Below are 13796 nucleotides of genomic sequence, written 5' to 3'. Positions count from 1 at the left end.
TACTTTCAAATCAGATAGTAATATATAGAAGAAAGAGCACTCCTTTTGGAAAAAATGTGAAAATAAAAAAGTTTTAAATAATATTATAGGATACTCTATAAGGGGTTGGTATATTGGTGGATTATATATTGAATTGTAATAATGTTACAAAGAAGTATGGTAGTAAAAAAGCTCTTGACTCGTTAACTCTTTCAATAAAGCCTGGAACTATCTTAGGACTTCTTGGCCCTAATGGAGCAGGGAAAACGACATTAATGAAACTCATCGTATCTCTGCTGAGGGATTATAGAGGTGAAATTCGTATTAAAGGTTTGAAACCTAGTGTTGAAACGAAGAAGATCGTTTCTTATTTGCCTGACAGAGAATTTCTTTACCAGTGGATGACCATCGAGCAAGCTATTGCTTTTTTTGAACATTCTTTTGTCGATTTTAACCGAGGTTTAGCATACAAAATGGTGAAATCATTGGGTTTGGATATAAACGACAAAATTAAATCTTTATCTAAAGGAATGCAGGAAAGATTAAGTATTTCCTTGGCTTTTGCAAGGAAAGCAGCGCTGTATATTTTGGATGAACCTTTGGCGGCTGTGGATCCTTCTACACGGGATAAGATTATACAAATTATACTTGATAACTTTGATCCTACTAGTGCGGTTATTATAAGTACTCACTTAATTAATGATGTTGAAAAATTATTTACTGATGTAGCATTTGTGAATGACGGAAAGATACTGCTACAAGGAAATGTAAGAGATATAAGAGACGAATATAAACAGTCTATAGAGGAAATATTCAAGTCTATGATCTAAGATGAGGAGGAGTAATCTTGCAAATTTCATCTTACAACGAATATTTGCTATTAAATGATTCGGATGAGGAAAGTTATTTAATTTATAACAGCTTATCGAATGGATTCGGTGAATTACATAAGGATTTGTATAATGCCTTTATTCAAAAAGATATGGACTATCTTGAACATTGTACAGAGAAAGAACAATTACTGCAAGGTCAGTTCCTATATGTTCAGCCCATAAAAGAACTAGACCAGATGGAGGAACAGTTTAAGATATTTAGAAACCAAGATCAGACCTTGAACTTAACTATTTTGCCTACATTTAGCTGTAATTTTAGATGTTCTTATTGTTTTGAAAATTTGACGTCTAAATCAGGGAAGAGAGCTTTTTCTCAAAAAATACAGAATGAAATTCTGACTTATATAGAAAAGTCAATTGAAGAATTACATTTTAAACGCATCATAGTGAATTGGACAGGTGGTGAACCATTACTTGAATTTAAAAATATAACCAGTCTTATGGAGCGTATAAACTTTATCGCTAATAAAAATAAAATATCCATTGATCATTTTATGGTAAGTAATGGATACTTGCTTACACCTGACCGGGCTAAGAAATTGAAAGAATTAGGTGTTAAAAGAATTCAAATTACAATAGATGGGTCAAAAAAAAGCCACGATCAAAGAAGGATATTAGCTAATAAAGAAGGCACTTTTGATAAGATAATAGAAAATATTAATAAATCATGTGAATTTATCCACATTACGATTAGAACAAATGTGGATTTGGATAATATTCATTTTATGAATGAGTATATGGAATATATGGGGAGGCAACTTTTCAAAGAGAAAGTAAGCATTTATTTTTCAGCAACTACTGAGTATAGTGCAGGGGGGTGCGTCAGCAACAGCAGTTGTTATGCGAATAAAGATTTTTCAAAGGTAATAATAAAGTTATACGAAAGCGCATTAGAAAAAGGATTGAATATATCTTACTATCCTCAGTATGAACCGGTTGCTTGCGCAGCAATCGCAGCTAACTCTATGGTCATTCAGCCAGATGGAGGTATTCAGAAGTGTTGGAATACTGTTGGAAATAAGAACTATTTAATTGGACATATTAGCGAAAATTTTAGTATTGAACAACTTAATTCTAACAAATGGATGGATTATTCTCCTTACAAATTCGAAAAATGTAGAGATTGTAATGTTTTACCTTTATGTGGTGGAGGATGCGCTCAGCAAGCATTTGAAAGTGAAGAGAAGCAGCCTGTTTGTAGAGAATTTAAATATAATTTAGAGGAAATGCTTACGTTTAACTTTCGCCATCAATAAATCTGGAAAATTTAATTATAGCTATTAATATATTTGAAAGGAGGTGAGTTGAATGCGGTGGATTGTAAAACCTCAAAAAGTAATGAACTCTGTAACTCCTGCATTTTGTCTTGTAGATAACAAAAATTCTTGTGTCTTGTATGTTTAAACAAAATCTTCTGTATTACCGCCTGTTTTTTACTAAACAGGCGGCTATTTCATTGAAAAGGGGCTTAATATGTTATTTTCTCATATATTTAAAGTGGAAATCAAAAGACATTTTATGGTGTTTGCAATTCTTACGATCTTAAGCGGTATATTTAGTCTTCATTTTTTAATTAATAATCATCAACAATTAGCATTCTCTTATCTACTAATCAATATGGTTATAGGGATATTGATACCCATTTACATATTTATGGACTTTTACAATGAGTTTTTTTTAGGAAAAATGACACTTAATCATATGCTACCACTCAAAACATCAAGTCTATTCTTTATTAAATCAATAGTATTTTTAATTGGAATTATGGTTGTATGGGGGGCAACTCTCATAGAGATTTTTCTTAATCCGCAAGGGTTATACTTAACGCGCATTGTGCAGTCAACTAGTCCTTCCGAAGGTATTTTATATTTATTTTGCTCAAAGTTTTTTGGAATGTTAAGTGGGCTTTCATTGATGGGGTTTGCAATCTCTTTAGCAAAATGGGTGAGTAAAAAGGTAGCAACAGGTCACCTATTGATTGCCTTTATTTTTATTGCAGTAATCGGCTTTCAATTTGCTTTAATTATAAAAGGGTCTTGGCATTGGAGCATTGGAACATCATCACTAGAATCGTTTAAACAGTACGCCAATATGCTTACAATAAGTACCTTTTCCAATCGTCCAACCTTTCCCGACATTAAAGAAACAATTCATTGGGATTCAGTCGTAATGAATGTAATTGTTACAATAATTTCAGGAAGTTTTGCAGCTTTATTATTTAATTCAAAAAGGTATGAAATTTATGGTAAATAAATTGGCTTACATTCAGTGAGCCTTTATTTTTAGCTCTAGGAGGCAAGGGGATGATCGATATAAATACCATTGTAATCATAGAAAATCAATTGGCTTGGCAAAACAAACTCAAAGTATGGATTGAGCCGGAAAAGGACATGTATGCATTTTTTTTTAGATCGTATACTGATTTTATTGAAAAAGGTATATTTGAGGATTATCAACTATTAGTTTGTGATATAGAATTAATTAGTTTGGATGAGCTGGAGCCCATATACAGAAGAGATAGACCAATAATAATAAGCATTTCAAACCATAAGTCTCCCAAAATAAAGCAGTTATTGAAACTTGGTATCTCCGGCATTGTGTATAAGACAGCTACATCGGCACAATTGATGCGGACCATTCGTAATGCTTTAGATGGATTGGCTACGTTACCAATGGAATTATTTCGAAGCTTACATACCATTCCAGAATATGATGATATATTAATCAGCCCTAAGGAACGCTCAATTCTAGAAGGGTTAGCATTAGGAAAAAGCAACAAAGAGCTAGCAGCCCTTTTATATGTTAGCCAGAGGACAGTCGAATATCATTTGACACATATATTTAGTAAATTCAACGTTCATACAAGAACTGAGGCAGTAATGGCAGCTAAGTCTAAAGGAGTAATTCATGTGTGAATACTTTTTTCTGGAGGCAGGAAAATGACTTTATTTCTATTTAAATATAAATATAGGTTTTTTGTAGTCATTTTTATGATCAGTCTCGCTAGTTTGCTCGATATTTATCTAGCCTTTATATTCAAAAGTTTAATAGACACCGCCACATCGCAGGGGGAAAAGCAGTTTATTGAAACTTCCTTAATTGCAATAGGCTTTATTATAATTAACTCTCTCGTAAAAATGTTTTCCAATTTATCGCAATCTTCTTATCTCTGTAAGACAGTGTTGTTTTTAAAAGAGATTGTTTTCCAACATATTCTATATAAAGACCATTCTCAGTTTACTTCAAACCATAGTGCAAAGTACATTTCGATCATGAATAATGATATTAAAATGATTGAGGATGATTACTTGAAAAATATATTTTCTTTGACCAGCACAGGAGTTTCGTTTTTGGCGGCTCTTTTTGCTATGTTTGTTTTGAGTCCTAGTATTGTTGTTATATTACTTTTACTTACACTAATATCCATTTTAATTCCACGTATTTTTGAAAAAAAAATCCGAGCCAGAAAACGAAATATTGCAGATGCTTTAGAAAAATTTACGATAAAAATAAATGATATTTTTTCTGGATTTGCTGTTATTAAAAGCTATGGAGTAGAGCAACATGTGGAGCAGCAATTTCGTTTGAATAATACGCTCGTTGAAAATAATAAGTATTTATTTTTTAAATTAAATGCTTATGTAAGCTCATTGAGCGATGTATTTGGAGGAGTAATGTTTATCTCTGTATTTCTTGTTGGCAGTTTTTTATCTATTCGAGGAGCTATCACACTAGGTACTATGATCGCTTGTGTACAGTTGACTAATAAAGTTGTCAATCCAGTATATATGAGTATTCAATACATAACTCAAATTAGGGCATTGCGTGATATTTCGGCTAAAATATTAGAAATTTTACACGAAGATCAGGATGGTAACCAATATATAAAAAAAACATCAATAGAACACTCTGTTCGTTTTACAAATGTGAGCTTTGGTTATGCCCGAAATCACCCAAATTTACATGATATTAACATGGTTTTGAATAAAGGGGGAAAATATGCCCTTGTAGGGCCTAGCGGGTCTGGGAAGTCTACTTTGCTTAAGCTCCTAATGAAACAATATGATGATTATGATGGAATTATTTATGTAGATGATTTGGATTTAAAGTTCATATCTGCTGAGGATTGGTGTCGGTTAGAATCGGTTGTGCATCAAGACGTTTTTTTATTCGATAGAAGTATTAAAGAAAATATTACAATGTATCAATCGTTCCAAGATGAGATTCTATCCAATGTGATAAGTGCCTCTGGGCTTAATAAACTAATCGATAAATTGCCTTATGGTTTGGACACACAGATTGGTGAAAAAGGAGGGAGGCTATCAGGGGGAGAAAAACAAAGAATTGCGATTGCCAGAACCTTAATTAGGCAAACACCGTTATTACTCCTTGATGAAGCAACTTCATCTTTGGATAGTGAAACGGCGAATGCCATTGAAGAGGTGATATTAGGTCTCGAAACTATTACATGTTTGGTAGTAACGCATCGTTTGTCTGAAGCTGCATTGCAGCAATATGATAAGATATTTGTTATGTCAGATGGAAGAGTAGTAGAAGAAGGTTCCTTTGATTATTTAATAGAGAATAAAGGTTATTTTTATCATTTATATAAATTTGTAAATGATTCTTCAATAAATCAGACACAACCTATATATACTTGATTTCACTATTTAACTATAGTTAGTTCTACACCCTTTTTTGATCTACCCCATCCACAAAAGTCGAACTACAGCCATACTCACAATACCGACAACCACAGTAGCCAGCAAATTTTTACTCCACAAAGCGGTCACCAGCGTAGGAAGGACCGCTATAAGCACTTGCCCATTAAGAGTGACCGAGGTTTCGGTTCGTACGAGCAGATTTTCCATGACCAGTGCCGTGAAAATGCAAATGGGGATGTAGGACAGCCACTGCAACACGGGCTTGGGTAGCGTCAGTTTTTGCAGCACGACAAAAGGAATGATCCTTGGGATGGCTGTGACAATCATCGCACCGATAATGATATATAGCACATTGGGATTAATATTCATTTGTCGGTTAACACTCCAATCGTTGCGGTGATCATGGTCGCTACAATGACGGTGATATGTGATGGCACCCACCAGGATAAAAGGTACATTAGAACGGCCATACATAGCACAAGCAGCAGGCGATGCTTGAGTTTGGAGGTCTGGACACTTTGGAGCTGGGAAATGAGTAGGGCCAGAAACATTGCAGGTAAGGCAAAGTCCAGACCAAAAGCTTCCGGCTGGGAAATCCAATTCCCGAGCACTCCACCAGCCACACAGGAAGCAATCCAAGCGAGATAAGCTGTAATATTGAGTCCGTTCATCCAGCGGTCACTGACCTGCCCGCCTTTAGCCAATTTATCCGACGCTACCCCAAAGGATTCATCCGTTAAAAGGATACCGATGCCTATGTTTTTCCACAGTGAATATTTAGAAAAGTAAGGAGCCAATGATGCACTTAACAGCAGGTGGCGGGCGTTCACAATAAATGTCGTTAAAATAATGACAGATGGAGGACTGGCTGCAGCCAGCATCGAGCACATAATAAACTGGGAGGCACCTGCGTATACAAGCGCTGACATCAGACCAATTTCCATGGTGCTAACCCCTGATGAAGCGCCCACAATGCCTGCCGCGAATCCAATACATACATAACCAAGCAGTGTAGGAATACAATCTTTAACCCCTTGTAAAAAGCTGAGTGAATCGCGCTTTGTTCCACTCAACTCCGAAGCTATGGACATTTCAACCTTACCCCCAGTGTATAAATTTTATAATAGTATATAACGGAAATTGTAAAGTATCAATATATTATACGTTTGTATGTTATATTGAATATCTCCTATAGCGAACACGTAGTCTTATTGTACACTCTCGGCCACACTCTTCTAATCAGAAACAGTCTAATAAAGTAGACTACAGGAGAATTGCCCTTGAGCCCTTCAAAATGGCAAACGGACAAAAGCTGATGATTAGTCAAAGCAGCTCGGATGTGTTCATACAAGGACTGTTTTGACTGAACGGGGAGTTCGTAAAAAAAGGGCGCCCCAGTCAGTTCATGACTTATGGGACAACCCTAAAGTGGTGGCTTATATAAGCTCCTGCCGTTTTTTCAGATATCCGTAGAGAATATTTCCCGAGACCGCGCAGATGGCTGCGCATAGGCCAATAACTCCATATCCCGCCTGAAGCCCGCGCAGTATGCCAAGCTCAGTGGTTGCGCCGTAGACTATCTTGACTCCTTCGATTACCCAGCCGATCACATAGTTGCCAATGACACTACCTATGCCCATCAGCGTGACGACGAACGTAATAGCTGTATCACTGTCCTTAGGATATCTCCGTGCAATGAACGCCATCACGGTCGGATAGATCATTGCAATGCCTGCACCCGATGCGGCAAAGAGAAACGCCAGTCTCTCCCCACCCGCGATTGCTGCGAACGTACATATCGCTGAGAAGGCGGAGAATAAAATCGTCGAAAGCACAAACCCCATTCGGTCTGTGAGCGGACCAAGCAACAGGCGCCCCAACGAGAAGGTAAGAAAGAACGCGGAGAGCATGCTGGACGCCTTTACTGTACTCCATGAATACGCTTTCTCTAAAAAGTTAACTAGCCAGCCTCCAACTGCGAGCTCGGAGACTACTCCAAACGACAGGATCATTACCATCATCCAGAGTGCCGGATCGCGGGTTAGGGTCTTGAGTGAGGTCCGTTCCTCATGCTGCAGATCGTCTCCCGGGAAGGTGCTGAGCAGCGCGGCCACAATCGGCAGCAGACAGAGCGACAACATAGCCAGATACATCCCTCGCCAGTCCAGCGTATGTCCAAATACCGTCAGTGACATGATTCCCGTCGCCAGCAAAGGGGCGACTGTTGAGCTAAGCCCATAGAAAAAGTGGGACAAATTCATCATCGTGCCGGTATTTTTTACAAAAATCCTCGCCCCCAAAATTGCGAGTGCAATCTCCAGCATGCCGTTCCCGATATACATCAAGAAGTAGGACGAGGCGAAGAATGGATACGTATGCGACAGATAAATGAACACTCCCGAGATGATCATGGAAGCAAAGGAAATAATGCTGACCGCCTTGATTCCCCACTTACGGACAAGGACGGCGGTGAACGAGCAGGCAATCAAATACCCAAGTGCGTTTAGAGACAACAATGTTCCGAGCTGCTGTTCATCCAGATTGAAGTCGAATTGAATGCGTGGAATGGCAGGGCCTTTAATATTTTCCGAGATACCAAATACAATAAAGCCAATAAAAATTGTCGCCAGCTGCATCGTGTACATGTGGCGGGACTTGCGGGTTTGCGGATTCAAATTTAGTCCCTCCTAGATAGTTAACGTTGATTTTCTCACCTGTTGGGTGTTCAGAAACAGAAAAGACATAGGATAGCAACCCCTTTCAAGATATTACAATAGTTTTGAAAAACATTTTAATAAGTGAAGTTTAAGGACATTTATATTCAATGTCAATGTTTTAATTGGCATGTTGAAGTAAACGAGGAACCTGACCATAATAGAGTAAATTGTAGCTACAGCGGGTACTTTTGTGTATTCTTCATATATAGACTTTTGGATATGAGGAGGTATAATTCGGTGGATTCAATGCAATATATTATTGGTTCTAATTTGGCTCAAATCAGGAAGACTAGAGGACTTAGTTTGGATAAGGTGGCTGAACTGACAGGGGTTAGCAAAGGGATGTTGGCTCAAATTGAGAAGGGGAAATCCAATCCTACGGTAACCACGCTTTGGAAGATTGCGAACGGCTTGCACGTATCCTTCTCGACCTTTCTTAAAGAAGACCCGCCGCAAATCACGAAGATTCGGAGAGCAGATTTGCATCCAGTTATTGATGAGGATGGTAACTATTTTGTGTACCCTGTCTTCCCGTATCACTCGGAAAAGAAGTTCGAGGTATTCACGGTAAGTCTGAAGCCAGGCTTTACACACAAGGCAGAAGAGCATCTGGGAGAGGAAACGATTCTCATGATCCGTGGGGAAATGTACTTTGAAATGCAGGGGCAACAGCTCAAACTGAGTGCAGGGGACGCCGTGCAATTTCAAGGATCTGATTTTCATACCTATCGTAATGATTCGGATGAGGATGCCGATTTTTATGTATTGATTTATTATGCGGATTAGTGGGATGATTAACATAGTCTACAACAGACTTCGACACAGGATTCTGCAAAATCCTGAGATATAAAAAGAGAGCAACGAGGAAAAGAGAGGAAAGAACCCATGGAAAGCAAGTACATCCGAGAAACCTACTGCTTTAAGACGTCCCGAGTATTTCCCAACGATATCAACAATCATAACACGCTCTTCGGAGGCCGATTGATGTCGTATATCGACGATATCGCATCTATAGCTGCCGCCAAGCTGTGCCGTACGAACACAGTTACAGCCTCTACAGATTCGGTGGATTTTTTGCTGCCTATCCACCCGAGCGATTCTGTCACGCTGGAAGCGTTCGTAACTTGGACAGGCCGCAGCTCGATGGAGGTATTCGTAAAAGTGATTCGCGAAGGATTAATGACTGGCGACCGCAAAATTGCAGCCACCGCCTTCCTGACCTTTGTGGCATTGGACGAGAACAATCGTAAAGTGACCGTCCCACAGGTGATTCCAGAAACAGAGGAGCAAATACAATTACACCAGACAGCTCCATCGCGCGCAGCCATACGGCGTCAGCGGAGGGAAGAAAGCAAGCAACTGGCCAGTTTTCTGACGACAGATTTTCCGTGGGAAGTGTAGTGTACTAGACATCACCCATCTTATCGTTTTTGCGTAAAAAGGAGCCGTTTTTCCGTTACGATCACTAAGATCTGTTCGGATGACGGCTCCTTTTGGTAAGGATTTGAGCTATTCCACTTTAACTACACGGAAATGCTGATTCGTCCCGCCATTATCGCCCCATTGAATGGCTTTGGCTCCATCGCCAGTGGCGCCTTCGGAAATGTCGATCAGCTTGCCAGTTGCCCGATTTTTCAGCTTGTAATAGCCCCCGGTTACGGATACGAGCTGCCAATGCTGGCTGGACCAGCCTCCATCATTCCACTGTTCGATCACTGCGCCGTCCGCTGTAGCACCGCTTTCAACACCAATCAGCTTCCCGCTGTTCCGATTCACAATTTTATAGTATCCGCCGCCTGCATCCTTAAGCTGCCATTGTTGGCTTGGTGCTCCGGAATTCGCACGCTGCTCTAGATCTGCTCCGTCTATCGTCGCATTGCCAATGATGCCTAGCGGCTTGTTGCTCTTGCGACTTACCAGCTGATAATAAGCATCCGGGTCGATGACCATCGGCGTAGTTACGCCCTCAACCACACCACTGGCGGTATCAACGTTAATGCTGTCGAACCAATCCATGGCCAATGAAGTTGCAGTTGGAAAACGCAGTGGCAGCCACACATATTGCGAATCCTGCACAGGACCGCTCCACGCCCCAGCCCAACGGTCGCCCAAATACAGATACGAGGTCGTCTGCGTACCTTCAACAGGAATGACGTAGGCCGACTGTGAACCGTAAGTCGTCCCGTCCCCGAAGTTCATCGTATTGCTCCAGGTTCCTTCAATGCTGGACGCAGTAGCATACTTGGCCTGATTGGGATTCCAGCCAGTTGCCCCGGATGTAATCAGGAAGTAGACGTCTCCTTTTTTGAACATCGCCGGAGCTTCACGATATTGTCCTGGCCAGAGTGTAGCCACCAGCGATTCAACTTGAAGAAAATCCGGTGTCAGGCGATAAATGTTCAGATCCGCGTTTACACGGGTAGCCGATATCAGGTATGCAGTACCGTTATCGTTGTATACGGTCATATCGCGCGAATCATAATCCAGCGGACGGAAGCTGCCCTGATACGTATAATCTCCGTCTACAGTATCGGATGAGGCAACTGCCACTCGGGCTTCGTTGTAATTAATCCCGTTTTCCTTGTGCATCCATAATACGTATTTACGCGTTTTTTCATTATAAATCACTTTCGGACGTTCAATATTCGATACATTCAGCTCTACGGCCGAGCTGCTGGTCAGCACGTTTTTACGAAACTCCCAGTTTTTTAAATCCGAGGAACGATAAGCGGATACCGCCTTGAACGTTCCATTCGGATTACGATTTTCACCAAACCAATAATAATAACCATCCACTTTGATCATCCCGCCCCCATGGGCATGGACCACGTTTCCATCTGTATCTTTAAACTGAATGCCGTTCACAACATTCGCTGAAGCAGCTGAAGCAATCTTAGGTGAGAACATCTGAAAAATGCTTAACGAAAGCAAAATAGTGAGCATAATACACAGCAAGCGGGCAAAATCATATTTCATTGTTTCGTCCTCCTCTGTATGTGTTATTTTAAAGCGCTTTCATTAGTGGGTTCTATGAAGTAGCTTTGAAGGGCTGCTTATCCCAATTGTATCCATATTGAATTGAAAGTGCTAGAGTAGTATATTGACCATGTATATGGCAAGCGTCATCCAAATTTGACAGACTTCAATCGAATGGTGAGTGTTATAAACGTATTATATTCATTAAGATATACGGGAGGCGACCATGGAAATATACGCGATTGATACGAGCAAGCCAGAGGCTGAGAATCATTACGAATTACTGGTAAATCGGGTTTCGCTGGCAAAACAGCACAAGTTGGATCGTTTTTTACATCGGGAAGACGCTTTGAGGGGGTTATACGCTGATGTGTTGTTAAGATGGTTGGCTTGTCGACAATTAAAAATACCGAATGCCAGCCTTCAGTTTACATACAATGCTTTTGGCAAGCCCTCCTTGTTGAATGCGCCGGCATTTCATTTTAATGTTTCCCATTCGGGAAAATGGGTAGTATGCGCTATCGATGATCATCCGCTTGGCATTGACATTGAACAGCTCCGTCCTATTGATTTTGAAGTAGGCAGGGTGTGCTTCTCGGACACAGAGTATGATGCATTAATGCATCAGGATGCAGAGAGTCGTTTATCCTATTTTTACGATCTTTGGACGCTTAAGGAAAGTTTTGTGAAGGCCGAAGGACAGGGGCTAACGCTTCCGTTAAAGTCTTTTTCATTCGAGTTGGAAACACAACCGTCTATAGGTTTCACGACAGAGGGCTTTACTACGGAGTATTGTCATTTTAAGCAGTATGAGCTAGACCCAGATTATAAAATGGCTGTCTGTGCAGCTCATGATGACTTTGCACAGGTGGTACAGCAGGTAGATATAAATACACTACGTTTGGAAGTAGCAACCCTGGCGTAATATGCAGCAGATCAAGCGTATAGTTGGAAAAAAGGAGATGAGTGGCGTTGACATTCGTTTTGTTCAAGCACGGCAGGTTATATGGGGACTGGGCTACCAAAGGAGACTCCATCGTTGTACAGCATGGCCGCATACAGGCCATTGGAAATGCTCGGGAGCTTGAATTGCAGTTATCTGGTAAGGAGTATGAAACCGTGGATTGGGAGGGAGCCCATGTACTGCCGGGCTTAACCGATGCCCATATGCATTTGTCTATGCATGGTATGAAGCTAGCTATGCTGGATTTAACATCAGCTACTTCCAAGAACGAGATGCTGGCTATGCTGCGCAAGCGGGTCGCTGTAACACCGCCGGGAGAGTGGATTTTAGGTCTTAATTGGAACGAAAATGCATTTAATCCTGTTGAAATTCCGAATATAGCTGAGCTAGATGCTATTACAGATCAGCACCCGGTATATCTGACCCGTACGTGTTTTCATACGTTTTTAGCTAATTCAGAGGCATTTCGGCGTGCAGGTATTAATGAGAACACTCCTGATCCGGCTTCAGGAGCCTATGGACGGGACGCAGAGGGTCGATTAAATGGATTAATTTATGAGGAAGCATCCTTTGCCTTTACAAGCGTGCAGCCAGAGCCGGATTATTCGGTGAAGAAGGATACGATCCGGCGAGCTTGTCTGGATGCGCTACGGCTGGGGCTGACTGCTGCGCATACGGAGGATTTACGTTTTTTGGGCAGCGTGGAGACAATGCAGCGAATTTACAGAGAGCTGAGAGAAGAAGGTCTTGCATTTCGCACACACCAGCTCATCTATCATCCATTTATGGAAGAAGTGAAAGTACAGGAGCTGCGTGCAGGTACCGGAAATGAGTGGTTCAAAATCGGTGCGATTAAAATGTTTGCTGATGGCGCTATTGGTGGAAGAACGGCTTTATTATCCAAACCTTATAGTGATGCTCCACATACGTGTGGAATGGCCATCCAACCACAGCCAGAGCTAAATCAGATGGTGGCAGCAGCCAGAGCCGCAGGCTTTCCAGTGGCTGTACATGCCATCGGAGATGAAGCGGCGCATATGATTTTGACAGCGATGGAGGCTCATGGACCAACGAAGGAAAGCGGGTTGCCGGATCGTCTGATACATGGGCAGGTGCTAAGGGCTGATTTGGTCAAAAGAATGGCGAAGCTGCCACTGATTGCGGACATCCAGCCTCGTTTTGTCGCCAGTGACTTTCCCTGGGTGCTGGATCGAGTTGGGAAAGAACGGAGCGAATATTTGTATGCCTGGAAAAAGCTGCTGCAAGCAGGCATTCCGTGCGCTGGAGGCAGTGATGCGCCGATTGAGCCATTAAACCCATTTCTGGGCATACATGCGGCAGTGACTCGCGCCAAGCCGGAAGAAATGCATGAAGGTTATCTTCCAGCTGAGAAGCTGGATGTTCACGAAGCCCTTCATCTGTTTACTATGGGAAGCGCAGTAGCCGCTGGGGAAGCTAATGAAAGAGGGACAATCGCTGAAGGCAAAGCTGCTGACTTTACCGTTATTGACCGCGATGTATCGGAAAGTCACCAGGCTTTACTGGATGTTAAGGTACGGATGACCGTTGTGAACGGGCAAGTTGCATATCGGTCGTAGGCTGG

Annotated in this window: 13 protein-coding genes; 9 read left to right on the top strand and 4 right to left on the bottom strand. The window is 41.2% G+C overall.

The genetic code is table 11. The features are described from left to right. Nucleotides 1-116 precede the first annotated feature (116 nt). From ACU1JV_RS05960 to ACU1JV_RS05940, 5 genes are all read left to right on the top strand, one after another. Nucleotides 117-809, top strand: coding sequence for an ABC transporter ATP-binding protein (locus ACU1JV_RS05960; RefSeq protein ID WP_058829609.1), 693 nt, complete (start codon nucleotides 117-119; stop codon nucleotides 807-809). A gap of 17 nt (nucleotides 810-826) precedes the next feature. Continuing rightward, a complete protein-coding gene (locus ACU1JV_RS05955) occupies nucleotides 827-2128 on the top strand; it encodes a radical SAM protein (protein WP_413985831.1) in 1302 nt (433 codons plus the stop codon). Between the two features lie 217 nt (nucleotides 2129-2345). Then, the gene (locus ACU1JV_RS05950) at nucleotides 2346-3125 is read left to right on the top strand and encodes a hypothetical protein (RefSeq protein ID WP_058829274.1); all 780 of its coding nucleotides are present in this window, start codon (nucleotides 2346-2348) and stop codon (nucleotides 3123-3125) included. Between the two features lie 50 nt (nucleotides 3126-3175). Then, nucleotides 3176-3787: a response regulator transcription factor gene (locus ACU1JV_RS05945; protein ID WP_058829275.1), complete on the top strand. Its 612-nt coding sequence runs from the start codon at nucleotides 3176-3178 to the stop codon at nucleotides 3785-3787. A 24-nt stretch (nucleotides 3788-3811) separates the two neighbouring features. After that, a complete protein-coding gene (locus ACU1JV_RS05940) occupies nucleotides 3812-5533 on the top strand; it encodes an ABC transporter ATP-binding protein (RefSeq protein ID WP_058829276.1) in 1722 nt (573 codons plus the stop codon). A gap of 42 nt (nucleotides 5534-5575) precedes the next feature. Here ACU1JV_RS05940 and ACU1JV_RS05935 read toward each other — a convergent pair whose 3' ends face one another. The 3 genes from ACU1JV_RS05935 to ACU1JV_RS05925 all read right to left on the bottom strand — a co-directional run bounded on the left by ACU1JV_RS05935 (nucleotide 5576) and on the right by ACU1JV_RS05925 (nucleotide 8211). Beyond that, the gene (locus ACU1JV_RS05935; RefSeq protein WP_413985832.1) at nucleotides 5576-5905 is read right to left on the bottom strand and encodes an AzlD domain-containing protein; all 330 of its coding nucleotides are present in this window, start codon (nucleotides 5903-5905) and stop codon (nucleotides 5576-5578) included. Next, nucleotides 5902-6627: an AzlC family ABC transporter permease gene (locus tag ACU1JV_RS05930; RefSeq protein WP_337682232.1), complete on the bottom strand. Its 726-nt coding sequence runs from the start codon at nucleotides 6625-6627 to the stop codon at nucleotides 5902-5904. Before ACU1JV_RS05930 ends, ACU1JV_RS05935 begins: the two co-directional genes overlap by 4 nt. Nucleotides 6628-6972: 345 nt before the next feature. Beyond that, nucleotides 6973-8211: an MFS transporter gene (locus ACU1JV_RS05925; RefSeq protein WP_413985833.1), complete on the bottom strand. Its 1239-nt coding sequence runs from the start codon at nucleotides 8209-8211 to the stop codon at nucleotides 6973-6975. A 279-nt stretch (nucleotides 8212-8490) separates the two neighbouring features. Here ACU1JV_RS05925 and ACU1JV_RS05920 point away from each other — a divergent pair, with 279 nt between their 5' ends. After that, nucleotides 8491-9039, top strand: coding sequence for a helix-turn-helix domain-containing protein (locus ACU1JV_RS05920; RefSeq protein WP_025676412.1), 549 nt, complete (start codon nucleotides 8491-8493; stop codon nucleotides 9037-9039). 99 nt (nucleotides 9040-9138) lie between these two features. Continuing rightward, entirely contained in the window at nucleotides 9139-9654 is a 516-nt protein-coding gene (locus ACU1JV_RS05915) for an acyl-CoA thioesterase (protein WP_014599583.1), read from the top strand. A 108-nt stretch (nucleotides 9655-9762) separates the two neighbouring features. Here the strand turns inward: ACU1JV_RS05915 and ACU1JV_RS05910 are convergent, their stop codons facing one another. Further along, on the bottom strand, nucleotides 9763-11229 hold the full coding sequence (locus ACU1JV_RS05910) for an RICIN domain-containing protein (protein ID WP_264216330.1): 1467 nt from the start codon (nucleotides 11227-11229) through the stop codon (nucleotides 9763-9765). A gap of 226 nt (nucleotides 11230-11455) precedes the next feature. On the opposite strand from ACU1JV_RS05910, the gene ACU1JV_RS05905 reads away from it, so the two are divergent. After that, nucleotides 11456-12154 carry a 4'-phosphopantetheinyl transferase family protein gene (locus ACU1JV_RS05905; protein WP_102163283.1) on the top strand — a complete coding sequence of 233 codons (699 nt, stop codon included), beginning with the start codon at nucleotides 11456-11458 and terminating at the stop codon, nucleotides 12152-12154. A 47-nt stretch (nucleotides 12155-12201) separates the two neighbouring features. Next, entirely contained in the window at nucleotides 12202-13791 is a 1590-nt protein-coding gene (locus ACU1JV_RS05900) for an amidohydrolase (RefSeq protein WP_064963874.1), read from the top strand. Nucleotides 13792-13796: the final 5 nt, after the last annotated feature.

Source organism: Paenibacillus sp. T2-29, assembly GCF_052921365.1.
Note: the sequence above shows the minus strand (reverse complement) of the source record. Positions and strands in the feature narration are given on the sequence as shown.

Coding starts and splice junctions, on each gene's coding strand:
- ACU1JV_RS05935 (WP_413985832.1), bottom strand. CDS start 5,905: ATGAATATTAATCCCAATGTGCTATATATCATTATCGGTGCGATGATT.
- ACU1JV_RS05910 (WP_264216330.1), bottom strand. CDS start 11,229: ATGAAATATGATTTTGCCCGCTTGCTGTGTATTATGCTCACTATTTTG.
- ACU1JV_RS05905 (WP_102163283.1), top strand. CDS start 11,456: ATGGAAATATACGCGATTGATACGAGCAAGCCAGAGGCTGAGAATCAT.
- ACU1JV_RS05930 (WP_337682232.1), bottom strand. CDS start 6,627: ATGTCCATAGCTTCGGAGTTGAGTGGAACAAAGCGCGATTCACTCAGC.
- ACU1JV_RS05950 (WP_058829274.1), top strand. CDS start 2,346: ATGTTATTTTCTCATATATTTAAAGTGGAAATCAAAAGACATTTTATG.
- ACU1JV_RS05945 (WP_058829275.1), top strand. CDS start 3,176: ATGATCGATATAAATACCATTGTAATCATAGAAAATCAATTGGCTTGG.
- ACU1JV_RS05940 (WP_058829276.1), top strand. CDS start 3,812: ATGACTTTATTTCTATTTAAATATAAATATAGGTTTTTTGTAGTCATT.
- ACU1JV_RS05915 (WP_014599583.1), top strand. CDS start 9,139: ATGGAAAGCAAGTACATCCGAGAAACCTACTGCTTTAAGACGTCCCGA.